The 24,385-nt window shown below is 68.5% G+C and carries 27 protein-coding genes and 1 pseudogene; 13 read left to right on the forward strand and 15 right to left on the reverse strand.

Going from position 1 to position 24,385, the window contains the following annotated elements:
- Positions 1-33 precede the first annotated feature (33 nt).
- Positions 34-1,353: a hypothetical protein gene (locus Scani_RS38245; RefSeq protein ID WP_167538223.1), complete on the reverse strand. Its 1,320-nt coding sequence runs from the start codon at positions 1,351-1,353 to the stop codon at positions 34-36.
- 192 nt (positions 1,354-1,545) lie between these two features.
- Here Scani_RS38245 and Scani_RS38255 point away from each other — a divergent pair, with 192 nt between their 5' ends.
- From Scani_RS38255 to Scani_RS38270, 4 genes are all read left to right on the forward strand, one after another.
- Positions 1,546-1,899: a DUF317 domain-containing protein gene (locus Scani_RS38255; RefSeq protein ID WP_159482645.1), complete on the forward strand. Its 354-nt coding sequence runs from the start codon at positions 1,546-1,548 to the stop codon at positions 1,897-1,899.
- 132 nt (positions 1,900-2,031) lie between these two features.
- Positions 2,032-2,277, forward strand: a complete 246-nt coding sequence (locus Scani_RS38260; RefSeq protein WP_371872453.1) for a hypothetical protein — start codon at positions 2,032-2,034, stop codon at positions 2,275-2,277.
- Between the two features lie 17 nt (positions 2,278-2,294).
- Positions 2,295-3,116 (forward strand): SPDY domain-containing protein, encoded by an 822-nt coding sequence (locus tag Scani_RS38265; RefSeq protein WP_159482647.1) that lies wholly within the window; start codon positions 2,295-2,297, stop codon positions 3,114-3,116.
- Between the two features lie 66 nt (positions 3,117-3,182).
- The gene (locus Scani_RS38270) at positions 3,183-4,565 is read left to right on the forward strand and encodes an IS110 family RNA-guided transposase (RefSeq protein WP_159482648.1); all 1,383 of its coding nucleotides are present in this window, start codon (positions 3,183-3,185) and stop codon (positions 4,563-4,565) included.
- A gap of 367 nt (positions 4,566-4,932) precedes the next feature.
- Here Scani_RS38270 and Scani_RS38275 read toward each other — a convergent pair whose 3' ends face one another.
- From Scani_RS38275 to Scani_RS38320, 10 genes are all read right to left on the reverse strand, one after another.
- Entirely contained in the window at positions 4,933-5,625 is a 693-nt protein-coding gene (locus tag Scani_RS38275) for a hypothetical protein (RefSeq protein WP_159482649.1), read from the reverse strand.
- Between the two features lie 73 nt (positions 5,626-5,698).
- The gene (locus tag Scani_RS38280) at positions 5,699-6,100 is read right to left on the reverse strand and encodes a hypothetical protein (protein WP_246296499.1); all 402 of its coding nucleotides are present in this window, start codon (positions 6,098-6,100) and stop codon (positions 5,699-5,701) included.
- A gap of 132 nt (positions 6,101-6,232) precedes the next feature.
- The gene (locus tag Scani_RS38285; RefSeq protein ID WP_159482865.1) at positions 6,233-7,945 is read right to left on the reverse strand and encodes a relaxase/mobilization nuclease domain-containing protein; all 1,713 of its coding nucleotides are present in this window, start codon (positions 7,943-7,945) and stop codon (positions 6,233-6,235) included.
- Between the two features lie 13 nt (positions 7,946-7,958).
- The gene (locus Scani_RS41495) at positions 7,959-8,342 is read right to left on the reverse strand and encodes a plasmid mobilization protein (RefSeq protein ID WP_246296500.1); all 384 of its coding nucleotides are present in this window, start codon (positions 8,340-8,342) and stop codon (positions 7,959-7,961) included.
- Between the two features lie 245 nt (positions 8,343-8,587).
- Positions 8,588-8,821 (reverse strand): hypothetical protein, encoded by a 234-nt coding sequence (locus tag Scani_RS38295; protein WP_159482651.1) that lies wholly within the window; start codon positions 8,819-8,821, stop codon positions 8,588-8,590.
- A gap of 90 nt (positions 8,822-8,911) precedes the next feature.
- A complete protein-coding gene (locus Scani_RS41500; RefSeq protein ID WP_159482652.1) occupies positions 8,912-9,103 on the reverse strand; it encodes a hypothetical protein in 192 nt (63 codons plus the stop codon).
- Entirely contained in the window at positions 9,100-10,740 is a 1,641-nt protein-coding gene (locus tag Scani_RS38305; protein WP_159482653.1) for a collagen-like domain-containing protein, read from the reverse strand. Before Scani_RS38305 ends, Scani_RS41500 begins: the two co-directional genes overlap by 4 nt.
- The gene (locus tag Scani_RS38310; RefSeq protein ID WP_159482654.1) at positions 10,737-11,378 is read right to left on the reverse strand and encodes a WhiB family transcriptional regulator; all 642 of its coding nucleotides are present in this window, start codon (positions 11,376-11,378) and stop codon (positions 10,737-10,739) included. Before Scani_RS38310 ends, Scani_RS38305 begins: the two co-directional genes overlap by 4 nt.
- Positions 11,379-11,534: 156 nt before the next feature.
- Complete coding sequence (locus Scani_RS38315) at positions 11,535-12,242, reverse strand: zinc finger domain-containing protein (protein WP_159482655.1); 708 nt, start codon at positions 12,240-12,242, stop codon at positions 11,535-11,537.
- 2 nt (positions 12,243-12,244) lie between these two features.
- Positions 12,245-13,129, reverse strand: coding sequence for a helix-turn-helix domain-containing protein (locus Scani_RS38320; RefSeq protein WP_159482656.1), 885 nt, complete (start codon positions 13,127-13,129; stop codon positions 12,245-12,247).
- Positions 13,130-13,759: 630 nt separating this feature from the next.
- On the opposite strand from Scani_RS38320, the gene Scani_RS38325 reads away from it, so the two are divergent.
- Positions 13,760-14,644 (forward strand): helix-turn-helix domain-containing protein, encoded by an 885-nt coding sequence (locus Scani_RS38325; RefSeq protein ID WP_159482657.1) that lies wholly within the window; start codon positions 13,760-13,762, stop codon positions 14,642-14,644.
- A 223-nt stretch (positions 14,645-14,867) separates the two neighbouring features.
- Here the strand turns inward: Scani_RS38325 and Scani_RS38330 are convergent, their stop codons facing one another.
- The gene (locus tag Scani_RS38330) at positions 14,868-16,118 is read right to left on the reverse strand and encodes an MAB_1171c family putative transporter (protein ID WP_159482658.1); all 1,251 of its coding nucleotides are present in this window, start codon (positions 16,116-16,118) and stop codon (positions 14,868-14,870) included.
- Positions 16,119-16,127: 9 nt separating this feature from the next.
- The gene (locus tag Scani_RS38335) at positions 16,128-16,748 is read right to left on the reverse strand and encodes a hypothetical protein (protein ID WP_246296501.1); all 621 of its coding nucleotides are present in this window, start codon (positions 16,746-16,748) and stop codon (positions 16,128-16,130) included.
- A gap of 349 nt (positions 16,749-17,097) precedes the next feature.
- On the opposite strand from Scani_RS38335, the gene Scani_RS38340 reads away from it, so the two are divergent.
- Both Scani_RS38340 and Scani_RS38345 read left to right on the forward strand, forming a co-directional pair.
- On the forward strand, positions 17,098-17,748 hold the full coding sequence (locus tag Scani_RS38340; protein ID WP_159482659.1) for an HAD-IA family hydrolase: 651 nt from the start codon (positions 17,098-17,100) through the stop codon (positions 17,746-17,748).
- A gap of 461 nt (positions 17,749-18,209) precedes the next feature.
- Complete coding sequence (locus tag Scani_RS38345) at positions 18,210-19,550, forward strand: hypothetical protein (RefSeq protein ID WP_159482660.1); 1,341 nt, start codon at positions 18,210-18,212, stop codon at positions 19,548-19,550.
- A gap of 9 nt (positions 19,551-19,559) precedes the next feature.
- Here the strand turns inward: Scani_RS38345 and Scani_RS38350 are convergent, their stop codons facing one another.
- Entirely contained in the window at positions 19,560-20,078 is a 519-nt protein-coding gene (locus Scani_RS38350; protein ID WP_159482661.1) for an NUDIX hydrolase, read from the reverse strand.
- Between the two features lie 213 nt (positions 20,079-20,291).
- On the opposite strand from Scani_RS38350, the gene amcB reads away from it, so the two are divergent.
- From amcB to Scani_RS38380, 6 genes and pseudogenes are all read left to right on the forward strand, one after another.
- A complete protein-coding gene (gene amcB / locus Scani_RS38355; RefSeq protein WP_159482867.1) occupies positions 20,292-21,443 on the forward strand; it encodes a cyclophane-forming radical SAM peptide maturase AmcB in 1,152 nt (383 codons plus the stop codon).
- Complete coding sequence (amcA, locus tag Scani_RS42280) at positions 21,440-21,628, forward strand: multiple cyclophane-containing RiPP AmcA (protein ID WP_159482662.1); 189 nt, start codon at positions 21,440-21,442, stop codon at positions 21,626-21,628. Before amcB ends, amcA begins: the two co-directional genes overlap by 4 nt.
- Positions 21,629-21,708: 80 nt before the next feature.
- Positions 21,709-22,392 carry a pentapeptide repeat-containing protein gene (locus tag Scani_RS38365; protein ID WP_159482663.1) on the forward strand — a complete coding sequence of 228 codons (684 nt, stop codon included), beginning with the start codon at positions 21,709-21,711 and terminating at the stop codon, positions 22,390-22,392.
- Between the two features lie 20 nt (positions 22,393-22,412).
- Entirely contained in the window at positions 22,413-23,138 is a 726-nt protein-coding gene (locus Scani_RS38370; protein WP_159482664.1) for a hypothetical protein, read from the forward strand.
- 99 nt (positions 23,139-23,237) lie between these two features.
- A pseudogene (locus tag Scani_RS38375) lies at positions 23,238-23,366 on the forward strand (SDR family oxidoreductase); the annotation flags it as partial.
- A 33-nt stretch (positions 23,367-23,399) separates the two neighbouring features.
- Positions 23,400-23,834, forward strand: a complete 435-nt coding sequence (locus tag Scani_RS38380; protein WP_159482665.1) for an NUDIX hydrolase — start codon at positions 23,400-23,402, stop codon at positions 23,832-23,834.
- 150 nt (positions 23,835-23,984) lie between these two features.
- On the opposite strand, the gene Scani_RS38385 is transcribed toward Scani_RS38380, so the two are convergent.
- On the reverse strand, positions 23,985-24,347 hold the full coding sequence (locus Scani_RS38385; protein WP_159482666.1) for a VOC family protein: 363 nt from the start codon (positions 24,345-24,347) through the stop codon (positions 23,985-23,987).
- Between the last annotated feature and the right edge of the window lie 38 nt (positions 24,348-24,385).

Raw genomic sequence — 24,385 nt, forward strand, 5'->3', positions numbered from 1 at the left:
CCAGACGGTTCCGTCTTTGCCGCCTAGGCCGGCTCACGGCGTCCACAGCAGGGAGCCCCGATACGAAGACGATGAGTCGGCCAGCAGAGACCTCACACCCCCTGGAACACCGAGCCTCCCCAGAGCCCAGTCGAGCGCGCCAGCCTCGGCATCGCACATTCTGGCAATTAGGTTCGTCTGTTCAGGTAGAAGGATCTTCCGGGGGATCACGATCGTCTCGCGGACGCGGTCGATGGGTAGCCCCCGTTGGAAGCCCTGCGCGGCGAGGCGGGGCGCGTCCTCGTCCCGCGGGAGCGGCAGGCGTCGGTGGGCCGCGTTCGAGACGACGATTCCGGCGACGTGAACGTACTCCTCCAGGAGTGGCCCCAGCAGATCGGCGAGCGCGTCGGTTTTGGCGGCGAGCGACAGCTCGGCGAAGGGCATCGGAAGGTGGAAGAGGCCGCTGTGGTCCTCCACCCAGATCCACGCGGTGCCCGCTCCTTGGGTCTTGGCGCACTTGCCCCCCTTGCCCAGGAGCCGCTTTCCCTGGTCGCTCTCCACGGTCTCCCCGGTCAGGGTGGTGCCGTGGGGAGCCGTTCCGGGGTGGACGGTCAGCCGCCTCCCGGCGTTGCTGAGGACGTCGACCGCGGCCCCCGAGGCCGCGCACTGCTGGGCGGCCTCCTCGGTCCGCTTCTTCCACGTCTCGAAGTCGTCGCCGTTGAGGAGTTCGGGGAAGTCGCCTTCCCAGTAGATGTTGCGGTCCCTGTCCAGGATGAGAAGGTGGGCCCGGCAGTTCTGGCGGAACTTCTCGTAGTCCTGGAGCTTTTGGTCTTCGGCGAAGGTGACGACCTCGATGAAGGCTGGACCGATACGGACGTCGCCGGGGCCGCCGCTGGCCTTCGCCGGTTCCAGCTCGACCGGGAGTCCGCGGGCCGCCCCCATGAGCGCGAGCCGGGCCTGTGTCTGGGTGTGCAGGAACCGGGACAGGGTGACGTCGCGGCGGGCGTCCCGCCTGACCGAGAGAAGGCCGGGCACCCCGGCTTCCTCCAGATATGCGTACGCGGTCCACCACCGCACCGCCTCCACCCATGCTCCCGGCTCGGCTCCGTTCATGAACTGGAGTACTGGGGCGGCCCGGCCAAGACGGACGAAGGTGTCGCTGGCCCCGCCCGAAGTGGGGGAGGGGGTCACGGCCTTGGGCAGCCAGCGGCTGTCGAAAAACGCGGTGAGGCCAGCCACCGCGCGTGCGGTCACCTCGTGACCTGCGGGGGAGAGATAGTTTGCGCCTTCCGGGCAACCGAACCACGCCTCCCAGTCGATCGCACGGAAGCCCTGGTCGATCGCCCGCCATATCTCTTCGTCACGAGGGTGCATGCCCGTCAGCATGAAGGCCCCGCAAACGAGGGCGCTGGCATTTTCCCGTTGTCACGCCTCGTTTGGATGACAGCGGTCACCAGTTCGCCTGGGGCAGACGCGAAAGATCCACGAAAGGCTGGCCAAGGGTCGCAGGGGCATGTCAACGTAGACATCTTCCCGGAAAACCCCAGGTCAGAGAGGTGATTGCTCGTGAGCGTGGCCCCTGTCAGCCCCGGCTTTTCCACTACTGCCGAAGCCCTGCGGCTGCGCGAGTGGCAGCTCGGCCCGGGCCAGCCCACGTTCGTCTTGGACCAGTTCTCCGCCGAGGACTTCAATCTGATCGTGGACGACCGTGGGGACGTGCACGTGAGCAGCAAGGACGGCTGCTTCTACCTCGGATGGTTCCCGCTCGGTCGCCCCGGTGGCGACGGTGAGGGCTGGAAGATCGCCGTCACCGGCACTGCCAAGGTCCGCGGCTACCAGATGTCCTTCGATGTGGAGACGCCGTCCGACGTGGTCGCCGCCGCTGTGGCACGCGTGCTGGAGACCTCCCGGCGCTGTTGACGCCAAAGGCTCGGATCGGAAGTCCTCCACGCGAGCTCTCCTGACCTCGGCGGCACGATCCGCCACCCACATCCAAGGAGGCTGTCCGTGGACCACACGGAGTTGACCGTCGGCGATGTCATCGACCTGCTGATGGCCTGCGATCGAGATGCGCCGGTGCGACAGGCGATGAACCCGTTCTTCCCGATGGCGCACCGACTCGCGCAGGTAATCCAGTCCGTGGACGAGGCCGGACGCCCCGTCGTCTACCTCGCTGAAGGGCGGGACGCGGACACGCAGCTCGGTCATCTGCCGCCCGAGGTCGCCGTCGAGCTGGCTTGGCAGTCGCCCGTCCAGGCGCCCCCGCGCCGCCCCCGCCGTACCGCCAGCGGCAAGTAGAACCGCACACCTAGCCTTTGGAGGCGCCTCTGTACCCCGAGCACCCGCTCGACCCGTCCACCCCGAACAAGGGGCAGAGCGCGTACTGGGTCGGTCCCCGGCACCTGGCCGGTGACGACGGACGTCTCTACGACACCGTCGCCGACACGCTCGCCGGTCTCGGCTGGACGAGCCTGACGATCGTCCGCGGACGGCAGGAGCCGGACGATCAACCGGAGGACCGCCAGGTCCTGCGCAGCACCGTCCTGCACATCAGCCCCGACACTCTCTGCTGGGCCCAATGGGTTCTGGCGGACGAGCCGTTCCACCTGGGGGACCTGCCGATCGCCTGGCAGATCTCCGCTCGCGCGGACGCGAGCAGCCCGCTCGCGCATTGGTCCGCCTACTTCACGCCCGATATACCGGGGGAAGTCCTCGCCGACTTCCTCGTCGCACTCGATGCCCGCGACCAGCCCGATGTCTCGCTCGGCGGCGCCGAGTTGGTCCTCGATGCGGTCACCGCACACGGCTGGCTCCGCGACATCGATCAGCCCCACGCGGGAGCGATCGACCCGACCTTCGCCTCGCACCTCAGCTTCGGCGAGATGCCGCCTCTCATCCAGGATGCCGACCTGCGCGCCCTGACGGCTCAGGCCGACGAGGCGGGGCCGGCCGGGTGGCAGGCGTGGGCCGAGCCCGTGCTGGGCGCACCGATCCTGTGGGCCGCGTCCTTCGGCGCCAGTGTGCCGCACGACCTTGTCGCCGTGTTCGCCAACGGGCTCAGCTCGACCGCACCAGTCCTGCGCCGGGTCCTGCCCGAGAGCACGCGCGAGCGACTCCTGCGGGCCCCGGCTAGCTGAGACGGGGACGGCGTGCCGTCCCCGTCTCAACACATCATTTTCCTTCTACCAGGTGGAGGTGGGTAGTTGCTGTTCGCAGGGTGCGACTGGTCGGATCGGTGGCTGGACGTCGCCGTTCTCGACCGGTCCGGCTCCCTCCTCGGGGAGACGCGGATCGTCTACTCCGACGGCCCGGACCTGATTGCTCGTTACCGGGAGTTCCTGGCACCGCTGGGTCGCAGGTGGAGAGCGACCGTCACCGGGATCGAGGACGTGCACATTCTCTTCGCCCGATCCTTGGCGGCTTCGGGCATGGAGGTCGTCCATGTGGACCCCACCCGCGCTTCCCGCCACCGGGCCGCGTTCGGCACCCCCAAGACGGATCGTGCCGATGCGAGGCTGATTGCCGCGATGACCCGTGCGGGGGAATGCCGTCCGATCGTCCCGAACTCCCCCACAGCAGAGGCACTTCGGGTGGTGACGCACGCTCACCGGTCGGCCGTCGCCAGCCGTGCCGAAGCCCTGCACGTGTTGAGGGCGGCTCTCGTACGGATCTGGCCGGCGGCCGTATCGGCGTGGCCGGCCAGTGTTGGCGGCCTGCGCAGTCCCCAGGCGCGAGCCGTCCTTGCTGCCGCCCCTGGCCCCCGGGCGGCAGCCCGGCTGGACCGCAAGCGCCTGGCGGCGCTGTTGACGGTGGCAGGCAGGAAGCGGACGGTGGAGAGCGAGGCCGAGCGGCTCCGCCGGCTCTTCTGCCGCCCAGCGATGCTGCTCGACCCCCGTGTGGAAGACGCCGAGGCCGTACGCATCAGACACCTTCTCGCTGCCCTCGACCAGGCCGTTCAGCGGACTGACGCACTACAGGGGGAGCTGGAGCAGCGCTATGCCGCCCACCGCTATCACCAGCTGGTGTCCCGCGTTCCGGGAGTCGGTACGACCCTCGGCGCCTACCTCCTGGCGGAGATCGGGGACCGGCCTGTCGAGCGGTTCGGTACCGGACGCTCCCTCGCCGCATATGCCGGAGTGGCTCCCGTCACCTGGGCATCCGGCCAGACGGTGCGGGTCGCCTTCCGCCGAGCATCGTCGACACACCTGCGGAGCACTCTTCACGCGGTGGCCTTCTCCATGGTCAGTCACTCGCCGGGCGCGCAGGCGTACTACCGTCGGCGTCGCGCGGCTGGTGATGCGCACGCCACGGCGCTGAGAAAGCTGGGGCGCAAGATCCTTCTGTGCCTGCACCACTGCATGGCCTCTGGCGTGCCGTACGACGACGCCATCGCGTTCGGCTACGACCCGACAGCAGCCGATGCTCCCACCCTCCAACGGGAGGCGCCGCTGGACGAGATGGAGATTGTGCGCGCCCGTGAAATGCTCGCCGCCCCAGGCGCCACCGTCACTGCCACGGCACGGGCCCTCGGGGTGAGCACGCAGACGGTCTACCGCCACGTACTCGGCCGACCCCGGCCACGGTGACCGGCCCTCGGCGCGCTCGGTCCGAGAGCGGAGGCGTTCACCGTACGGTGGTGAAGGCCCCCGCTCTCGGCCGGAGCGGGAGAGGCGGGCGGACCGTGGTACGCCCGAAGCCAACCCCGGGCCTTGAGCCCCCACGTGGGAATGGCGCCCACGGACCCCGCCCGCCTCACAGCCCCCCACGTTGTCCGCTCACCGCCCGATCAGACGCTCGCAAGCCCGGCCACCCCGAGAGGGGTGGCCGGGCTTGCGAGCTCTTGGGGCGCACTTACCCGGGCAAGGCCATCGGGGCGACGGCAGTCTGTCCAGGTGCCCTGGTGACGCGCCGGTGCCCCCGACCATGCGGTCGGGGGTACCGGCATACGGCACTTCAGCGGGTTGCTGCCGCCTTGGCGAGGGCCTCGTCGAGGTGCTGGTCGACGAGGGCCGGCGAGCCGGAGACGATGACCAGCATGCTGCCGTTACGGATCGCGGTCTGCTTCACCACGGTGTCGCGCCCATCGGCGGAAAAGGTGAGGAGCTGACTCCAGCGCTCGTCCCCGAGCCGGGGCGCGGTCATCCTCTGCGTCGTCACGTCGACCTTGGCGCTGCCGACGAGGACCTGGTACTGCGGGCAGCCGGTCATGGCGTCGAAGATCCGGCCGGTGCCGGTCGAGAGCTTCCCCGCGGTGTCGCTGTACAGCTCCTCGGAGACCTCCGAGGAGCTGCTGGCTGTATAGGTGAAGGCGGCCTTCGCCTTGTGCGGGAAGTCGAGCGAGCCGCCCATGGCCGCATCACCGCCCATGTCGTTCAAGGCGGGACAGCCAAGAACGGAGACGTCGTCGTGCTGGGTGGGACGCTCGGGCTTGCGGGCGTAGCCGCTACCGAGGTCGTGCTCGTCGAGCAGGCGCGTCTTCAGTGCGGTCGACGACAACGGCGCACTGTGTCCAGCATGGGCCGGCTTACTGCCGCGGGCGGAGGTGGAAGTGGCCTGTTTGGCCCCGGTGTTGTTGGCCGAGCAGGCGGGCAGGGCGAGGAGAGCAGCGGCGGTGACGCCGAGGGCGGCGACGAAGCGAACGCGCATGGTGGAACTGACCCCTTGTGCTAGGTGACGGTGGTCAGTACGGGCTCGTGGGCCCGGGTCGTAGGAGTGGGGGTCAGTGGCCGAGGTGCCGTAGGCAGTCCTCGAACGTCGCATGTGTCGCGTCCGCGGGGCCAGCATGGCGGTTGTACCAGGCCGTGTCGAGGCGCGTCTCTTGCTGCTGGTGCCCCTGGCGGCAGCGCAGCCAGATCTGGTCGCGGGTGGAGAGGATGAGCCAGTCCCGGTACGCACCGCACTCGGCGCAGGCGATCATATCTCCGTCGAGGACGATCGGCTGTGGCCAGGGCATCATCCGGCCGTCGAGCTGGTCGTGGCTCGGGATGCGCAGCTCCGGCGGGAGGAAGTCATCCACGACCGACGCCGGCTCGCAGGACTGTGGTTCGGCCGGTATTCGTTCGGCCTCTGGGGGCTCCAGGCCCTCCAGCTGCGCCCATGCCTCGTCATGCAGGCGCCGCATCTCGCTTGTCTCCGCACGGCGGCGGCGTATCCGGTGAAACACCGTGGGGCCCTCCCTCATCGTGTCCTGCTCGCTTCATGATCGTGCCTCAAGTCCCTGACCTGCTTCAATTCACAAAGTCCACAGTCGCTGTTATCCGCGCCGGTGCCCGGACCGTCCCGGTGTCCGCTGTCCTGCCGGGTGTGGCGAGCGCTCTGCTGCGTGCACGTCGGCCGTGCCACTGGTGTCGGCGGGCAGGTCCGCGGTCTGGCGCAGCCGCCAGACGAGGACGTCCGCGACGGAGTCTGCGGTGCCGAGTTCCCGTCGCCCGGCGGCGTCGGTGAGGAGGCTTGCCGGGTCGTGGCCGGCGGCTTCGGCGTCGGCGAGGGTGGCAGCGAGCGCGTACCATCCGGGCTCGGCCAGGACCTGTTCCGCCAGCTTCGGCAGCGTTTGGCGCAGCACCGACGTCTGCCGCTGGACCAGAGGGCTGGCCAGGCGCCTGCCGCGCTGGTAGAGCGTGCCAAGGGGGTGGGCAGCGGCGGCCTGGTAGGCAGAGCGCAGGTGCTCGGTGGCCTGGCGGGCGGCTTCGGCCTGCTGAGCGTGGCCCTTCTTGGCGTGCCAGTGCATGGCGGCGGTGATGAGGAAGACCAGCATGTCGATCGCCATCGCGGTCGTGGCGCCATCTTCGCCTCGGCCGAGGGCGGGGCCGCCGTTGACGAGGTCGCGGGCGGCCTGCCGCAGAGCCCGGTCGTGCCCGCGTTCGGCGCGGATGTGAGAGCGGGAGGCTCGTTCGAACTCGAAGGCAGCGTCGCGCAGTTCATGGCGGGTGTGGGCGGCGGAGGTCTTCGCGAGCGCGTCCAGGACCTCGCCGGTCGCCGCGATGTGTGCTGCGGCGACCGCATCGTCGCCCTGCTCGACGATCGGGAGCGCTGCCCAGGCGGCCGATGCGGTCCGGCGACGCGCGGCAGAGGGGTTGTTGTCCGGGGTCGCACGGCCGGGAGTACCTGGCGAGGGAGCCGGGTCGGGGTGGTCGGCGGACCAGCGTTCCCGGATCCGGGGCAGGGACAGGTCGGGGGCGAGGCGCACACCGGGGTAGAACACGGGCTCGCCGTCCTTGTTGAGGTCGTCGGGCAGGGCGACCTTGTAGCCGAGCAGGTCGCCGGAGGGGGCTACACGCCTGCGGATCAGCAGGCCGGCGGCGGCCAGCCGGTCGAAGAACTCCGTCTCGCCCGCCGCGCCGGCGACCGCACGGCGCACGGTTTCGCGCAGCTCCTCCCGCGCGGTGCGCTCGCGGCCCTGCCGCTCGGCCTTGTGACGCTCGGCGCTGGTGGGGCGCTTTGCTGCGGTGCCGTCGCCCGTGTTGAGACGGCGCAGGCCCAACTCGGCTTCCAGGAGGCGGGCTTCGTCCTGGACGCGGATTGCGTCGTTGTTGAGGCGAGGGCGGTAGCCGTCCTCGCGTACGACGGTGGCGACGATGTGGATGTGGTCGTCGGCGTGCCGGACGGCCACCCACCGGCACCCAGCCCCCTCCTCGGGGTCATCGATGCCAGCGGCTGCGACCATACGGCGGGCTACGTCCCCCCACTCCTCTTCGCTCAGGATCCGGTCGTCGGGCCCGTTGCGGACGGAGAGGTGCCACACGTGCTTCTCCGGTCGTTCCGCCTGGTCGACGTTCTCGACCGGCTGGTCCAGGAGTTGTTGGAGCTGCTTGAGGGTGGCAGTGTCATCCCGGCCGGGGTCGGGTGCGCAGAGGTCCCAGGAGGCAACCAGGTGCGGGTCGGTGTGCTCCTCAGCCTTGCCGGGGCCGTATAGGTAGAAGAGGATGCCGATGGTGCGCTTCCCGCGCTTGTGGATCCTGGGGACCATGGCGGTGTCGGCCTCAGTTCTGCTGGAGGAGTTGATCGGTCGCATCCTGGACGCGCTGCACGGCACGGTGAGTCGCGACGAGGACGGCGTCGAGTTGGGCAGGCCAAGCACCGGAGTTGAGTGCCTTCGCGGCCTGATTGAGGTTGTTGCCGACCTGCCCGAGATGCCGGCGCGCGGCGAACAGTTCAGCAACCAGCTCGCGATGGCCAGCGATGACGGCAGCCGTGTTGTCGAGGTCGTGCGCGGCGGCAAGACCGCTGCGGGCGAGGAAGGCGGGCAGGCTGGTTCGCGTCGTGGTGGCGGCAGCGGTGAGCACCGTCTTCTCGGTGTCATTGAGACGGACATAGATCACGTGCACGCGCTTGTCGCCGCCGGACTTCGGTGAGCGCTTGCGCACGGTCTTCGTGGCGCCGCGGCGCTTGCGTCGCGACGGCTGCTCCTCCGGCTGCGATCCGCCCTCGGTCGCTGCCGCCCGGACCTGCGCCCCCCGGTGCTGGTCCGGCCCCGCCCCCCTGGGGGCGGGGTGCCCCGAGGCCGTCTTCCCCGACGGGGAAGACGGTCTTGGGGGATAACTTGCTCGCCCCGAGACCGAGTTGACGGCGCGAGACGGTTCCGGGGTGGAGGGGGACTGGCTCGGGTTCGTCACTGTTCACCGCCCTGTGCGCCGTCGATGATCTCCAGGATTTCGAGGACGAAGCCGAAAGCATCCTCCGTGTCGGTCAGGTGATGGATCTGGTGATCGGGGCCGATCTGGACGAACCACTGTCCTTCGGGGCCGTCGACTGCCGAATGGATCAGTCCGTACCGCAGGAAGGTGTGCAGGAACGCCCAGACCAAGCGGTCTTCGAACTGTTCGGGAGCGGTTGCTTGTGTCATGGCGATCTCCTTCGTGGAAAGGGGCGGTGGCCCGGCGTGGAGCCGGGCCACCCTTGGCGGGTCAGGGCTTTGAGCTGCTGCTTTGTGGTTTCAGCCGCACTCGGGGCAGCGCCCGACGTGGCCGCTGAGAGCCCGGGCCATCCGCGCCTTCGCCGATGCGGCGTGCTTCGCGCTGGACTTGGCCGCCGGCCGCCCGGCATGGCGCTTTGAGTGAGCGGTCAGGAAACCGATCTCCCGCTCGTACTCATCGCGGAGAGCAGCGAATCGGGGGCAGGTCTTCATCGGGTGGTGCTCCTTGCTGTCGTGCTCGTCTCGCTGCGCAGTTGCTGCAGGACGAGGCTCAGTCGGTCATTCCGGCCACCCACGAGGCCCTCGCGCCGGAGGATCTCCCGCAGCTGGACCCGGGTTACCGTCTCGTTGCCGTCCCGGTCGAGCAGGGGCGGGACGTGGGGGCGGAGCTGCTGGACGAGTTGCTCCACGGTTTGCTCCGGCCCGCGCGGAGGACGCTGCGTCTGCGGACTGTGGGACCGGCTACCACGGGTTGTGGTCCTGGGGGTCGGCTTCCGCCGGAGGGGCACCTTGTGTCCCTGGTCCCCGGTCCCGGTGTTGGTCTCCGGTCCCGGGTCCCCGGTGGGCGTGGTCCCGGCGTGGTCCCCGGTCCCGACCTGGTCCCCAGTCCCGGTGTTGGTCCCCGGTCCCGGGTCCCCGGTGGGCGTGGTCCCGGCGTGGTCCCCGGTCCCGACCTGGTCCCCAGTCCCGGTGTTGGTCCCCGGTCCCGGGTCCCCGGTGGGCGTGGTCCCGGCGTGGTCCCCGGTCCCGACCTGGTCCCCAGTCCCGGTGTTGGTCCCCGGTCCCGGGTCCCCGGTGGGCGTGGTCCCGGCGTGGTCCCCGGCCCCGACCCGGTCCCCAGTCCCCGTGTGGTCCCCGGTCCCCGGTCCCCGGTGGGCGCGGTCCCCGCGTGGTCCCCGGCCACCGATCGATACGGTGTCACTGGGCGGGCTGCCGGTGGGGACCGTGGTGCGCTGGACCTTCGGTGAGGGGACCGTGGCGGCGGGCTTTTGGTCGTGGAGCGGGGACCAGGGGGAGGGCAGCGGGACCGTGGCGAGCGCGAGTGCGTGCCGGCGGGCGGCGAGCTGGTCGAGCAGCTCAGCGCGCTGGCGGGGGTCGGTGCCGACTCCTGCCCGTCCGATTGCCTTCGACAGCCGCCGCGTGAGTCCTCGGCCTCGCCAGCCTTGCTGCTGCTTGGGGGTGCGTTCGGCGAGGCGGACGACGAGGGCGACGGCGCGTGCCGTGGCGCGGTCTGCGGTGATCTGCGCAGCGTCGCGATCTCGCGCGGCGATGCCAAGGCGGGACAGCAGTCGTTCGCGTGCCTCCCGCCCCAGGACGGCGAGCAGGCCGTGGGAGGCGGCGCCTGGGGTGCGCAGACGCAGTTCGATCCCCATCGCCTGATGCCAGAGCATCGCCGCCATGATCGGGCCGACGAAGGCGCGGACCGTACCGCCGATGGGGCCGCTCTCGGCGAAGGCAGGGACCACCTGCACGCCGGTGATGACCCAGACCAGCGTCCCGGGCAGCCCGGGTGCCCCCTGGACCGCCAGATTCTGCCGGGCCATCAGCGCGGTGGCGAACAGTGCGAGTTCGGCTGCCGCGAACATGCCGATCCGCTCGCCGACGCCGGCCATGTCCAAGAAGTCGGCGGCGAACCGCCAGCTTGTGTCGGCAGAGTAAGCGGTGCATCCGACCGCAGCGAGAGCGGCGACCTTGACTGCCGGGCTGCCGAGACGATTCGGCGTACGCGCTTTCCGGCGGCGGGCTGCCCAGCCGGTCAGGGCCAGGGCGAGGGCGGCGACGGGAATGCCGATGGCGAGGAGGAGGGATGGGTCCGGGGCGGCACCGAGGGGCAGGTGGGTCAGGGTCATGCGGCCTTTCCGAGAGGGGCGCCCGTCGAGGGCGAGGTCACTGGGCCGGACACGGGCTGCTTCGTGTCGGGTTTGGTGGGCGTGGGTCGCCTGGTCGCCCGGGGGTTCTGCGCCCGCTTCTTCTTGCGGCGGGGCACGCCGAGGGTCCGGTCGCGGTCGAAGACCTTGAGGGCTGCTTGCCGCAGTAGGTCACGGGCGTGCTTGTGGCCGATCTGCAGGGCGGCGGCGAGCCGGTCGGTGTGCCAGCCCCGGACGTAGGCGTGGTTGATGACGACCTGGCGCTCGGACTCGGTCAGGTGCACGTCGCGTCCGTTGAAGAACGCGATCACGCGGCTGTAGTCGAGGCGTTGAGGTAGTCCGTCGTGCCAGGGGCGCCGCTCGGCTTCGGTCAGCCCGCCCCAGACGCCTTCCTTGAGGTCGTTCTCCAAGGCGTAGTTGAGGCAGTCGCGGCACACTGGGCACCAGCCGCACAGCTCCTTCGCCTCGGCGATGGCTTCGTGGTCCCGGGGGAGCGGGAAGAACACGGCGTCGGCATCCTCGACGTCCATGCCGTGGCACGCTCCGCGGGTGTGCCAGCTGGTGTCGCTTATGCTGCGCAGGCTGGTGGCTGGCGCGTCGTGGGTGGTGATGTGGCGCAAGGGGGGCTCCGATGTGATGCCGCGTCGGCCGGTCGGGTGCCGGTGGCGGATGGACGCGGTGTCGGGGGCCGGCTGCGGCGCAGGGCGGGCGCCGCAGCCGGGGGATGGTGTTGTCGCGTCGGGGCACCGGATGGGGTGCACCGACGGGGCGGTCGGTCAGGCCAGGGCGGGCTGGACCTGCTCGGTCTCCTGGGCCTGCCGGGCGGCGGCGAGGTCGAGGCGACCAGGGTGGGGGGTGACTCGTGGTGCGGTTCCGCGTGCGCCGCCGTCGGGGGCGACCCGGCGGCGGCGGCATGGCTCGCCGATCTGGGCCTGGCACCACTCGCACCTGACGCCGAGGGCATCGGGCTGGCCTTGGGCGACGGCGGCTTCGCGCGCCGCACGAGCGGGCCGGTAGGGCGCGAGGGCGACTCGGACCTCTGGCGGTATGCAGGAGCCGATCGCCTTCAGCCGCGCCTTCAGTTTGGGGTCCTTCTGGCCGCTGGTGATGGCTCGGTACTGCGCGGGCTGAGCGCTACCGGCCGCCACCGCGCGCCGGGTGCCTACCAGCTCGGCGGTCCAGGCCGCCTGGTCGTCAGGATCAGCCCCCGGCGTTGGGTCGGTGTGCCGGGCCAGCCGGTCGCGCCGGTAGCTCTCCCACGGGCGGGCGATGTCCGCAGGCAGGACCTGGTAGGGCGAGACCCTGATGTGCTGCCGGGCGGCGGCGCGGGCATCCCAGCCGTGCGGCGTGGTCATCGGCACGTCGCCGAGCAGCTCGTGCCACGTGGCGAGCTGGTCGCGGGCCTCGCCCTTGTCGGTGCGGATGGTGCGGGGGTCGAGTCGGCCGATGTAGGCCAACAGGGCGGCGAGTTCGCGGCGGTCCATGGCTACTCCGATCCGGTCGGCTCGTCGAGGGCGGCGAGCAGGGCTGCGGTGTGGGCTTCGGCGCGGGTCATCCCGCTCGGCTGGGCGGGGCCGCTGCCGGGCACGGCGTAGAGCTGCGGGCCGCCTGGGGCGCGCTCTCTGGCGATCCAGGAGCGCCAGTCGGCAGCCCAGGCACCCGCCGACCGGGGCTTGAAGTCGGCACGGTGGGCACGCCACTTCGCGTCGGCGGCGGCGAGGCCCTCCTGGCCGAGGCGGTCGAGGTGGCCTTGCTGGCGGGCCCAGGTGTGGGTGGCTGGGTCGACCTGCCACTCGCTGGCCGGGGTGACGGCGGTACCACTACTGCTGTACCTACGGTTCACCTTCGGTTCACTACGGTTCTGGGGACCGGTTTCCGGTACATCGCTGTGCCGGTTTCCGGTACGTCGCTGTGCCGGTTTCCGTCGCGAGGTACCGGATTCCGGACCTGCCGGATTCCGGACCGTGCCGGGGGATTCCGGTACCTCGCGGGGGCGGATTCCGTACCGCCGCAGAGCCGATATTCGGAGCGCCAGGCTGGCCTCGGGCTCGTCCGGCGACGAGTTGTCGCCGTCCTGCTCCCTCATGGCCTGGGCCATGGCCTTCGCGGCGAGGGGCAGGCGGTATACCGTGCTGCGCTGCGGGCCGACCAGGTCGTCCAGCTGCTCCAGTTCACCGCTGGCGAGCAGACGGTCGAGGGCTTCGCGCACGGTGGACCGTGAGGCGTTTGTGCGCTTCTCCAGGCTGGTCAGGGAGGCCCAGGCGATGCACTGCTCGTCGGTCACTCGGTCGGCGAGCGACAGCAGGATCAGGCGCCCAGCTCCCTTGCTGGAGCTGTTCTCCCACACCCACTCGCGGGCGTCGCTGCTCATCGGCCGCTCCCGCTCATGGGGCGGGGCCGACGGTTCGCCGAGGCCGTGCTGGGGTGCTCCGGCGCGAAGCAAAGTGGCGCCGAGATGAAGGTTTCTGCCGCGCAGGCCAGGTGGGATGGCCCTTTGCGCTGGGCAGGAGGCATGCAACAATCCCCTTGCGTGTTGCCACGCTGACGCGCCCGGTGGAATGGGATCAGCGTGGTGATGGTGGGCAATCTCCGCCCTTGCCGGGGCGGGTTATGCCGTTAAGCGTTCGGCGTCCGGGAGTTCCCGCTCTCGGGCGCCGCCGCTGTATGCGGACCTTAAGACGTCTGTCGGTACCTGCCGTGCTCCTCGCATTCGTGCTGCCGGGCGGGGCGCCCGGGGATGACGAACATACGCACGGGACCGTGTCAAGATCCAGAGTTGGTTCTTAATCTCTGTACTAGTTGCAGAGCGTGAGGAGCGGAATGCAACGTGTTCTTCCGTTCATGCTCGATGGGCTCGGTCCGGTCGGCGGGCGCGATCAGCCAGTAGGCTGAGGCGAAAAACGCCAAGACGGATGCCGAAGCAGCCCCCTCACCTGCCGTGATGCACAAAACCTACGCTAGGTGGGCCTGTGCATCAAGCGCGGGTAGACTGTCCCCGTCGATGGCCGCGATCCAGAAGGAGAGTGCAGTGCCGGTTCGCCAATTCGATGGTCGGCGCGTCCTGGCCGCACGGCGAGCCGCGAAACTCCAGCGAAACGAACTGGGGCGCATGCTCGGCCTGAGCAAGGATTCGATCGGTGACTGGGAACGGTGCGACAGCGCCCCCTCCCCTGAGCGCCTACCGGCCCTCGCCGAGGCCCTAGGGCAAGACCTCAATGTGCTCTTCCCACGACTCGGGCCGCCGGATCTAAAGGATCTGCGCTGCGACTCCGGACACACCCAGGCAGAGGCGGCGCGGGCCCTTGGCATCAGCCGTCTTCCCCTGAGCAACGCCGAGGCAGGTACCCGTCGGCTCAACGACGACTACGTCCAGCCCCTTGCCGACCTCTACCGGGTGGAGGTCGAAGTGCTGGAGGAAGCGCAGGAGAGATCCTTCGTCAAATCCGGCGCCCCCAAGCCAGAAGATCGGCCGCCTCAGACCCTCGGCGAGAAGATCACCAGCTTCCTTCAGCGCAAGCCGCTCTCAGACGGGGAAATCGCGGACGCAGTCAACACCGCAGCAGGCTTCCCTGCTGTCGATGCGGCGGGCATCTTGGCGCTGCGGACGGACAGCCAAGAGTCCGCAGAAGTCCAGGCCAGTCTGCCCCCCGACAGCCTTTTCGCGGGGCTGGGGGCGGCCTTCGGCGTCCAGCCGTGGTTTTTCGCGGACGGGGAAGAGGTCGAGCGACAGATCCTGGACCGGCTGGAGTTCCTGAGCCTCATGCGCAGCGAAGGCGTAAGCGTGGCTGCCCGCGGCGCCAGCGAGGGAGTCTCGGCTGCCATGCTGGCGACGCTCAGCGAGGTCCTTGTACGCCACGAGAGCGCACCCCGCCCCGAAGAGGGCTAGCGTTCAGCTCGCGTCGGTCGACTCCAGGAGTGACTGAGCCCTCCGGCACGCCGTAGGCGCCCGAACAACGGGGCGCCGCAGCCTGGCCCTCGGCCCCCCCCGAAGCGAAGAGACCGAATCGCCCCGGCCTGTGACGGCCTCGGCTGATCGCCGGTCCTGGTGGCCACCCCGCCCGATCGAGTCCTGGCCAGATGGCCGTCGCAGCTCGGCATTCCGGTGCTGTTCAGGCTGAGTGCGCCTCACACCTGCCCTGCTGGTGCCAGCAGGGCATGCCAGCCTCGGCAAGCAGCTCCTCCGTCTCCTGCGGGCGGATTCTGGCGTAGACGGCCTGCACTCGACGCAGCCAGGCAGCCTCGCCGTTGGCAGTGCCGAACGGTTTCTCCGGCAGGGGCTCGGCCGGCGCCGTGGAGCGGCAGCCGCGGGTGGCAGAGGCAAGCGCGGCTTTGATCCAGTGAGCCTCGGCGGCCGGATCCGGGTCGGAGTGGCTGAAGGCTGCCTCTTCGGCGGCGGGCCACAGGTCGGGCGCTGCGTGGTGCCGTAGGCGATTGACGGCGTCGCCGATTTCCTGGATCCATCCGTCCAGCCGGACATCCAGAGGGGGAGTCAGGCGAGTCATTTCCCGGAGGCGGGTACCAGCCGGCTGGAAAGTGATATCGGGAAAGGTTTCGGTCAGCTCACGTCGAAGGGTGTGCAGGGACCACAATGACCGCCAGGTTCGCAGGCGGTCAGCCACTACGTTGGTGGTAGGAAGGCTCGCCCCAGTAGCGAACAGAGTCGCGGCCAGTACGTTGAACGCGTTTCCCAGGATCTCGACGGTGTGGTCGACGCTCGCGGGGGTGGGTATGAGCATCGCAATCCACATGTACGTCAGGCGTACTACTGCGTACAGGGTGTAGAGCCAGGTCGAGGCGGCGCCAAGGGCCAGTCCGAGGCGGAAGACTACTGTCTCAGCCCGGAAGGCGACATGCGTCCACTGGTAGGCGACGGTCCAGGCGGATGCCCCCAGGTAGAGGTAGTAGCAGGTCATGAAGGACGCCGCTCCCCATTCGCCGGCGTGATCGGCGGCAAAATCCGCGCTGGGCTGCCTCCGGTCAATGGCGAAGAAGAACAGCAATAGCATCGTTGGAACGACAACGAGGATCGATCGCCTAGCGACCCGGGCAACCTTCCGCGAGATGGCGATGTGTGTCGGTGCGTCGTCTCCGGCGAGCGAGTAACTGGTCACGGAGTAGTTGAGCAGTGAGAGGCAAGCTGCAATGGAGACCAGATACTTGAACAACGCGTCGAAGTCGACTACGCCAAGCTGCCCCAGCGCTTCCCTGAATGGGGGGAAGCGGGTCCACAGCGAGGCGGCGAAGCCAGCACTGCAGCCCCAAAGCGTGCGACGGAGGGGATCCCCATACCGGACACCCGGCAAACGCCACATCGCCACGGTGGTCATCGCTACGGAAACGGCGAGAATCAGAAATTCCAAGGCAGGCCCCTACGGCAGGCGCTCACGCGGCGGTGCCAGCGGATGCGTGAGGCTTGCTTCCATCACGCTGATGAGATCGGTTCCGGGGGTTGCTCGCTTGCGTGCCAGCCGTTTGATGAGAGAGGCAGAAAACTCTGCCTGACGCTCCTCGTGACTGTCGTAATGCGCTCGCGCTTGGTGGATTACTGGGCCGCCCCTTCGAACATCGGCAAGGAATGCCTGGAACAGCGGGGGCAGGAGCTGCTCTTCCTCTTCCGGGGTAAGCGATTTGCCATGGCCGAACCACAGATGAGCTATCTCGTGGATGATCACGTGCTCAGTCTGATTGGGGGTGGGGCGTGGCCTGTAGAGGATGAATGTCGAATTCAAGCGCTCTACGGTGACACGGAGCCCGCAAGCCGTCCGCATATCCCCGTGCGCATCCGACACGGGCACGAGGTGGATTTCGCCTCCGCGCACCGCTTCAATCTCGCCGACAAGCCCCAGGAGGCTGAAAGGTGAGGGGATGGGTAGGTCGGCCAGCTGACGTTCGCAACGCTTGCGTAGCAGACGCATCTCGCCGGTCAGGCGCAGGAGCCCCATCACCGCACCTTTCAACTGATCTGAGCGCCACGCCGCCACGGCTTCCATGGCGGAACTTGCACAATGCCTTGAAATCGAAGCCGGAATGTTGCGTTCCGCCTCGGGATGTGTCGGTGATCATAGAACACGCGGGTGAACCCGCTCGATGCGATCTCCCGTCGCGTCGTGCGGCGCCTGGGGGTCGATCGCCGGTCGCCTGGGGGGAGTTGGCGAGTCCGTGGCTCGTCGCGGATTCTTCGAGTGGCTGAAAATGTGCTCTACGCCTCACTCGATTCACGTGCCATCTACTTGCCTATGTAGGTGGTTTGTCGCCCTAAAATCTGATGTGGGAGGTGTCTACTGCTGGGCTAGACCGCCGCGTCGGTGGGGGGTGAGTTGCGAGGTATCGTCAATCACCATGAAGTTTTCGGCCGAAGCGCTCTTGTTTGACAGCGACGAAACGCTCGTTTCGTCTATGAAGTCGGTTTTTCGTTGCTGGTTGCAATGGGCGGACGCTCATGGCCTCACGATCGCGGAGATCATGGAGGTTCAGCCGCACGGCAGACCAGCCGCAGCCATCGTGGCCGACCTTCTGCCGGCCGAAGAAGTAGCTTCGGCAGTGGCCCTCCTCGAACAGGCAGAGGTCGACGACGCCATCGCCGGAGGGGTTGTCCCCGTCCCTGGTTCGCGGGAGCTGTTGGCGTCGTTGCCGGTAGACCGCTGGGCTGTGGTTACTTCCGGCACGCGCAGGGTCGCCGACGCGCGCCTGGCAGCCGCAGGGGTGCGCGCGGCTCACGTCGTCACGGTGGATGACATCACTCACCACAAGCCCGACCCGGAGCCGTTCCTTCTCGCGGCGCAGCGCTTGGGTGTCGACCCCAAGCGCTGCGTGGCGTTCGAGGACGCCCCGGCGGGGCTCGCGTCTGCGCGTGCGGCGGGGATGGCAACGGTGGCTGTCACAACGACCCATGACGCCAGCGCCCTTGACGCCGACGTGGTGATAGCGGACCTGTCGGCTGTCACCACGTGCGCCACTGATGCTGGCGTGGAGCTGACCATTGCCGTTTGAGGCTTCGGACGTGCCTCCCTAATTGGGGGCCCACTCGTTCGACGGCAGGGTGAGAGGTAGAGGTCGTCCAGCTCTGCCACGGTGGGAGACGCAGTTGCGAGGTCCTCGGTGTCCGGATGGGCTTGAGTGAGCGGATCGCCGCAGTCTCCCGGCCGTGCGGCATGGCATGCGCCGATGGACATCCGTCGATCGATGTCACACGTCAGCCTCCCATTGAGGCCAATGTGCCCACCTGGTAGGCCGATTGCCCCGTTGGACTTCTTAGTTGGTTGCTCGAACGTGCTTCCCTGACAGGTGAGTTGGGTACATTCGGCCGGGCGATCCGTATCCGACGGCGGAGGGGGACCATGAAGTCGGCGCGCGTGGGGCTCACGGCATTCGAGGCAAGAGCGGGCCACGCTGCCCGGACACTCCTGCAAAACCAGGGCTACGACGGAGGATGGGGCTTAACGCTTACCTCGGTGTCGTCGATCGTCAATACCAGCGAGGTTCTGCCGATCCTGCGCGCCGCTGGCATCGCCGGCCAGCCGGTGCGCCGGGCGCTCGACTTCCTGACCTGCGCCATCGCGGAGCACTGCCAGCCCCGTCATAAGGGCGGCCGTGGCGAGCACACCCGATTCATCGCCTTCGGGCTGGTCGGACTGCTGTCCCACCCGCGGTTCTTCCACCACGACGGTGTCGCTGAAGTCGCGGCCTGGTGCGTCGGCTGGCTTGAGAATCACCATGTCGACCATGGCTGGCCCGAAGTACTCGGGCTTGACGACACCTCGCTGCACCAGACCGCGCTTGTCGTTCACGGGCTTGCTCAGCTCAGAGGTGCGCTTCACGATCTTGGCCCCCGGCTCCGGCTGCCCGGCGGGGTGGAGACCTGCAGCCTGCTGGAGCGCGTTGAGCCCCTGATCGAGCACGGCGTGCGCGGTCTGCTCTACCACCGCCGCGCCAGCGGTGCATGGGGGTGGCGCACCTACGTCGATACCGATCCGAGCCCGAGCAAGACCGCGCTGTGCCTGCTCGCCCTGTCAGCCGTCTGTTCGGGAACCGGGCCCGACGGCGCGCCCGCCTACCGGGACGATCCGCGAGAGATCGGAGGCGTACACGGCGCAGAGCAGGAGAAGCAACTGTCCGAGGTGGTCACCGACGCTGGCCAGTGGCTGCTGCACAACCATCACCGCTGGGAGACCTTCGTCGAGGACGACAAGGATGTACAGGGCACCGCGTGGGAGCACATGGCCTACGCGCTGTGTACGCAGGCCGCGGTCCGGGCCGGCGCCAATCCGGGTGACCCCCGGCTCGCCAAGGCGTGGAAGTTGATGAATGACCTGTGGGATCCGGAGGCCGGACTGTGGAACGAGCCGGGAGCCTCCGGCAAGCGTGCCACCATCCGGGCCGCGTACTACACGGTGTCGGCCCACGAGGAAGCACTGCGTCGCCTGACGCGGATGGGCTTCGACGACAGCACCCCGGAGGATGCGAGCGAGGCTTCGGCCGAAGTGGTCGTCGAGAGCGTGGCACTCGGTTCGGGCCGGATGATCGTGGCCAAAGCCCGCTCAAGCGAAGCAAGGGTGGAGTGTGAGCTGTCGGAGCGCCTCTACGACCTGGTCAAGGTCGTGTACGACGCGCCCGAGGGTCGGCTATCGACCGAGCGGATCGCGGGGACGCTCTACGTTGCCCCGTCCTCGGTTCCCAAGTACGTCCAACGACTGAACCAGGCGGTGTCCGCGGCTTTCGGCGGGGCTCCGGTCCGGCTGCTGCTGGCCGGCACGGTGGACGGCGCAGGCGGCTACCGGCTCGCGGGGCGGTAGAGCAGCTGCCTACTGGGCACGTTCGCTGGCCACCGGGTAGTTGAGCAGTGCGAACCGAGCCAGGGAGCGGACCTGGTCGAAGGTCTTGAGGCCAGCCAGGTCCTCCAGGCCGAACCAGGCGGCCCCGTGTACCTCTTCGAGCTGTGCTTCCACGGCCTGCCCCTGGGTGCCGGGCTGGCGCTGGATGAAGAAGAACTGGACCAGCGCGGGGGTGGCGAACCCTTCGCGTTCCACGTCGACGTAGAACGGCACAGGCTCGGGGGTGGCGTTGGCATCTGCGGGGTGGATCTCCGGCTGGCTGGAGACCGCCTCCACCAGCAGCCCCGTCTCTTCCTTGAACTCGCGCACCGCCGTTCCGGCAAAGGACTCGCCGGGCTCAATGTGGCCCCCCGGCGGCACCCATTTGTCGAAGCGGTTGTGGTGCACGAGCAGTACTTTGCCCTGCTCGACGAGGTAGCCCGAGCAGATGTACACCAGACCGACATCGCGGGAGGTGTGGCCGTCGTGGATCAGAATCGAGCGAGACACGTCCGCCACGATAGCCCACGGTCTCTGCCTGAACTCGCATGCAGATACGGCGACTTCCGAGCAATGTCATTGCGTGGCCGATGACATGTCATCGGCACTGACAGCGAGATGTCATCGCCTGTACATCATGGTGGGCTGGATGGTGGTCGCATCCTGCTCGCCGGCCCTCGTGCCGGGGTGGCGATGCCCCTGTCCGTTGAAGAGAGGACCACGATGCTCTCTCACCCACTCCAGTGGCGTGCCCGGTACCAACAGCGTTTCGCTTCCCCGCAGACCGTCGTGGTACAGCCCACGACCTGGTGCAACCTGGACTGCCGGTACTGCTACCTGCCCTTCCGCAAACTCAAACACCAGATGCCTGAGGAGGTAGCCCACGCCTTGGCGCAGCAGGTGACCCAGTTCGAGGACATTGATCACCCGATCGGAATCGTCTGGCACGGCGGCGAACCGCTCGCCGTGGGGCAGCAGAAGTTCGCGGCCCTGCTCGCACCGTTCGAGGCGCTGCGCCGCGAGGGGCGAATTCACCACTACGTGCAGACCAACGCAACGCCCATCACCGAAACGTGGTGCGACCTGCTGGCTGCCTACGACGTCCGCGTCGGGGTGAGCATCGACGGCCCGGCCGCCGTGAACAGCGCCCGCGTCGACCTTCGGGGCAAGCCGGCCTTCGACCGGACGTTGCGCGGCATCAAGTACCTGCGCGAGCACGGCATCCCTTTTTCCGTGATCTCCGTGGTCGGCACCGACGGCATCACGATGCCGGAGGAGCTACTGGAGTTCCTGGCCACCCTGGGGTGCCACTCGGTGGGTTTCAATATCGAGGAAATCGAAGGGGCCAACACCGATCGGCAGACCCCTACCCCCGTCCAGGCTGAGGATTTCTGGTGCCGCACCCTCACCTGGACCCGGGAGCGCGGCGGCACCTTCACCGTGCGGGAAGTCGAGCGTCTGGCCGAGTACCTCCAGCTGATCCGCACCGGGCAGCGGGCCGGCTGGGACCAGCGCCGACTCGACCCCATCCCCACCATCTCCTGGAAGGGTGAGGTGGTCCTGCTCTCCCCCGAACTCGCGGACGCCCAGGCGCCCGAATACGGCAACTTCGTGGCAGGCAGCATCCTCGACCAGCCTCTGACCGAGATCCTCCATGGCGCCTACCGGCTGCGCTACGTGCGCGACTTCCTCACCGGCCTGGACCGCTGCCAGGCCGAATGCGAATTCTTCGACTTCTGCCGCGGCGCTCAAGCCTCCAACCGCTACTTCGAAAACGGCAGCCTCACCACCACCGAAACCAACTACTGCCGGACCTCCCGGCAGGCCCTGGTCACGGCCCTGTCCACCCTCGCAACGAAGGAGACAACTGCATGACGGTCCTGGACAGACTCGCCACCTCCGATGCCCCCATCGTGATGGAGTTGACAGCTACGCACGACGCCCAACCCCAGATGGTCGTTGAAGCAACATGGGATAACCGGCCCACATGGGACAACTGGACTAAGAGTCCGGCACCCTTTGATAATCGCCCAACCTGGGACAACTGGAACAAGAAGTAGCCGTACCGCTGCTGGCGCGCCCATGCCCCTCGGCGTGCCAGCAGCGCCGGCGACCGAATGACCGCGCTGAGAGGTTGTTGATGGACACCCGCAGGATCCGCCGCACGAGCGTCACGCTTCCCGCCCTGAACGAGCCGGGCCTCTACCTCTCCAACGTCACCTCGCTGGAGGGGGGCCGCGGCCGGGTAGCAGAGTTCAACTACGCCGACGCCGAGCTGCGCGACCTCGACCTTGCCGAGACCCACCTGATGCACGGACGGGTCGGCGGGCTCAAGACCCAACGCACCCGCTTCGACAAGCTCCGTGTCGACTCCGTGGAATTCTCCGGCTGCGACCTGTCCTCCCTACAGTGGGCCGACAGTAAGGTCTCCCGTGCCGTCTTCCGCGACTGCAAGCTGATGGGCGCCGTGCTCGAAGACGTCACGCTCGACAACGTCCTGTTCGAGAACTGCAAGCTCGACTACAGCACCTTCACCCGGATCAGGGCCGCCGGATCCGTGATCTTCTCCAAGTGCTCGCTGCGCGAGACCACGTTCATTGCCGCTGACCTGGGCTCCGCCTTGATCGACGACTGCGACCTTCGGCAGACCGAGTTCGACGGCGGCAAGTACAGCGGCCTCGACCTCCGGGGCAACGACCTCTCACAGCTCCGTGGCCTCTCCTCGCTCAAGAAGATCGTCATCGACCAGGTACAGACGCTTCAGCTCGCCGAGGCCCTTGCTGTCGAGCTGGACGTCACCTACGGAGAGAACCTCCCGGAGTAGAAGCGATGAAAGGGGCGGCTGTGGGCATACGGCTCGCGTTCAGTGAGTCCGAGAAACTTGTCGGCCGGTGCGAGGTCGCCTCCGTCCGGCTGACCAGCGATGAGGAGGGATACGACGACGGTGCTGTCGTCCCGCACGGGCACTGGCAGCCTCTCACCCACGAGGACGCCAAATGCCTGCAAGCAGGCGACGCCACCCCGGAAAGCGTCCGGATCGAGCTAATACGTCGGCCGCTGCTACCTTTCGCAACGGACGACGTGGCGGGGCGCCTGGACGCCGCCGCCCGCCTCGACTCGCTGCCTCGCTGCTGGCCCACGGAACTCCTGGGCTGCACCGCCAGCACCGGGGACACAGCCACCACCACGCAGGACCCCGCCAACGGCCTCCGCATCGGCCTGCACGTCGACAACTTCGACCGGCTCCCGTACAACCGGCGCCACGAGAGCCGCCGACGCCTCTGTCTCAACCTAGGCCCCGGCTCGCGCTACCTCCTGGTCGCCGACCGAGACATCCAAAAGATCTGCCGAGCCCTCGGCGCCGACGCACAGAGCCACTACCCCCACACCGAGGACATCCGCCGGTACCTCGCCGACGGCCACCCGCTGCGCTGCCTGCGCATTCGCTTTGGGCCGGGCGAGGGCTATATCGCGCCGACCGAGCTTCTACCGCACGACGGTTCCACCAGTGGTATCGAGCAGCCATCGGTCGCCGCCTTCTGGCTGGGCCGGCCGCCGAGTCCCCAATAGCGAACTTCACCGCTGGGGCAGGAAGATGAGATACCACTCCTGCCCCAGCGTGGCGGCCCCGCGACGCCCGTGCCGCTGCTTCGTCTGGGCGCAGGTGCTCGCCAGTGCGTCCCCCGCCGAGGCCAGCCCGACGACGTTGCCGCCGCCATCGCCTTCCTCGCCTCACCGTCCGCATCGTTCATCACAGGCCAGTCGTTGCACATCGACGGCGGCTGGCTGCTCCACTGATCACCGCACCACCGAACCGAAGGAGACCGACCCATGAAGCAGCGCGTCCGCGCCATCCTGATCACCCAGGACGACACCCTGCTCCTGATGAAGCGCATCCGACCCGACACCGCCCCCTACTGGGTGATCATCGGCGGCGGCGTTGAGGACAGCGACGCCAGCCGCGAGGACGCACTCCTGCGCGAGGTCCGCGAGGAGATCGTCGGCGAGGCCGAGATCGGCCGCCTGTTCCACCAACTGGAAAACCCCAAGGGCGAAACCGAATACTTCTACCTCGCCCACATCACGCGGTGGAACTTCGACGACAGGACCGGACCCGAGTTCCAGCGGGACGACCGCGGCGAGTACCTCCTCGACGAGATCCCCCTCAGCACTGAGGCCCTCGCCAGCGTGAACCTGCTGCCCGAGGAGATCTCCGACGTGCTGCGCGAGGCCCTCGAACGCGGCGATCTGCACACCACGGTGTAACCGCTGGCTGTTCGCGATTCGCGGACAAGGCGGGGCGACCGGCAGCGCGACGCCCGTGCCGCCACTTCGTCCGGGGCACGGGTGACCGCCGTGCGTGTCCGGGCCGACAGCGTGAGTGGGGTCAGGGACCGATGGTGCATGCCTGGTTTCTCAGTAGCCGTCGATTCCGATGATGTTGCCGAACGGGTCGACAAGCTGTGCGATCCTGCGACCTGTGCCGTCCCCTACGTCGAGGGGCCCGCGGTGGTGAGTGCACCCGGCGCCGAGCAGCATCTCGCGTGCAGTTTCTAGGTGGTCGACGGACCAGTACGGCACGGGACTGCCGCCGCGCTTGTTGCGCTGCTCGTCGAGCATGTGAAAGCCCATCTCGATGCCGGCGACGTCGAGCCAGGTATAGACGTTGGTGCCGGCGACGTCGCGGTGTACGGGGGTGTCGAGGACGTGTGACCACCATCGGGCAGACTTTTCGGGGTCCTCGGAGAAGATCATGACGGTGCGGATTCCTTTGAACATGGTGCCTCCGTGGGCCTCGGTGGGCGCCGTGCCGGCAG

It is taken from the genome of Streptomyces caniferus, assembly GCF_009811555.1.
GTDB lineage: Bacteria > Actinomycetota > Actinomycetes > Streptomycetales > Streptomycetaceae > Streptomyces > Streptomyces caniferus.

Bases quoted from the DNA above. Each gene is read 5' to 3' on its own strand.
- Scani_RS38245 (WP_167538223.1), bottom strand. From the start codon at position 1,353: ATGCACCCTCGTGACGAAGAGATATGGCGGGCGATCGACCAGGGCTTC.
- Scani_RS38260 (WP_371872453.1), top strand. From the start codon at position 2,032: ATGGCCTGCGATCGAGATGCGCCGGTGCGACAGGCGATGAACCCGTTC.
- Scani_RS38275 (WP_159482649.1), bottom strand. From the start codon at position 5,625: ATGCGCGTTCGCTTCGTCGCCGCCCTCGGCGTCACCGCCGCTGCTCTC.
- Scani_RS38280 (WP_246296499.1), bottom strand. From the start codon at position 6,100: ATGCGGCGCCTGCATGACGAGGCATGGGCGCAGCTGGAGGGCCTGGAG.
- Scani_RS38285 (WP_159482865.1), bottom strand. From the start codon at position 7,945: ATGGTCCCCAGGATCCACAAGCGCGGGAAGCGCACCATCGGCATCCTC.
- Scani_RS38295 (WP_159482651.1), bottom strand. From the start codon at position 8,821: ATGACACAAGCAACCGCTCCCGAACAGTTCGAAGACCGCTTGGTCTGG.
- Scani_RS41500 (WP_159482652.1), bottom strand. From the start codon at position 9,103: ATGAAGACCTGCCCCCGATTCGCTGCTCTCCGCGATGAGTACGAGCGG.
- Scani_RS38305 (WP_159482653.1), bottom strand. From the start codon at position 10,740: ATGACCCTGACCCACCTGCCCCTCGGTGCCGCCCCGGACCCATCCCTC.
- Scani_RS38315 (WP_159482655.1), bottom strand. From the start codon at position 12,242: ATGGACCGCCGCGAACTCGCCGCCCTGTTGGCCTACATCGGCCGACTC.
- Scani_RS38320 (WP_159482656.1), bottom strand. From the start codon at position 13,129: ATGAGCAGCGACGCCCGCGAGTGGGTGTGGGAGAACAGCTCCAGCAAG.
- Scani_RS38325 (WP_159482657.1), top strand. From the start codon at position 13,760: ATGGCCGCGATCCAGAAGGAGAGTGCAGTGCCGGTTCGCCAATTCGAT.
- Scani_RS38335 (WP_246296501.1), bottom strand. From the start codon at position 16,748: ATGGAAGCCGTGGCGGCGTGGCGCTCAGATCAGTTGAAAGGTGCGGTG.
- Scani_RS38340 (WP_159482659.1), top strand. From the start codon at position 17,098: ATGAAGTTTTCGGCCGAAGCGCTCTTGTTTGACAGCGACGAAACGCTC.
- amcB (WP_159482867.1), top strand. From the start codon at position 20,292: ATGCTCTCTCACCCACTCCAGTGGCGTGCCCGGTACCAACAGCGTTTC.
- amcA (WP_159482662.1), top strand. From the start codon at position 21,440: ATGACGGTCCTGGACAGACTCGCCACCTCCGATGCCCCCATCGTGATG.
- Scani_RS38365 (WP_159482663.1), top strand. From the start codon at position 21,709: ATGGACACCCGCAGGATCCGCCGCACGAGCGTCACGCTTCCCGCCCTG.
- Scani_RS38380 (WP_159482665.1), top strand. From the start codon at position 23,400: ATGAAGCAGCGCGTCCGCGCCATCCTGATCACCCAGGACGACACCCTG.
- Scani_RS38385 (WP_159482666.1), bottom strand. From the start codon at position 24,347: ATGTTCAAAGGAATCCGCACCGTCATGATCTTCTCCGAGGACCCCGAA.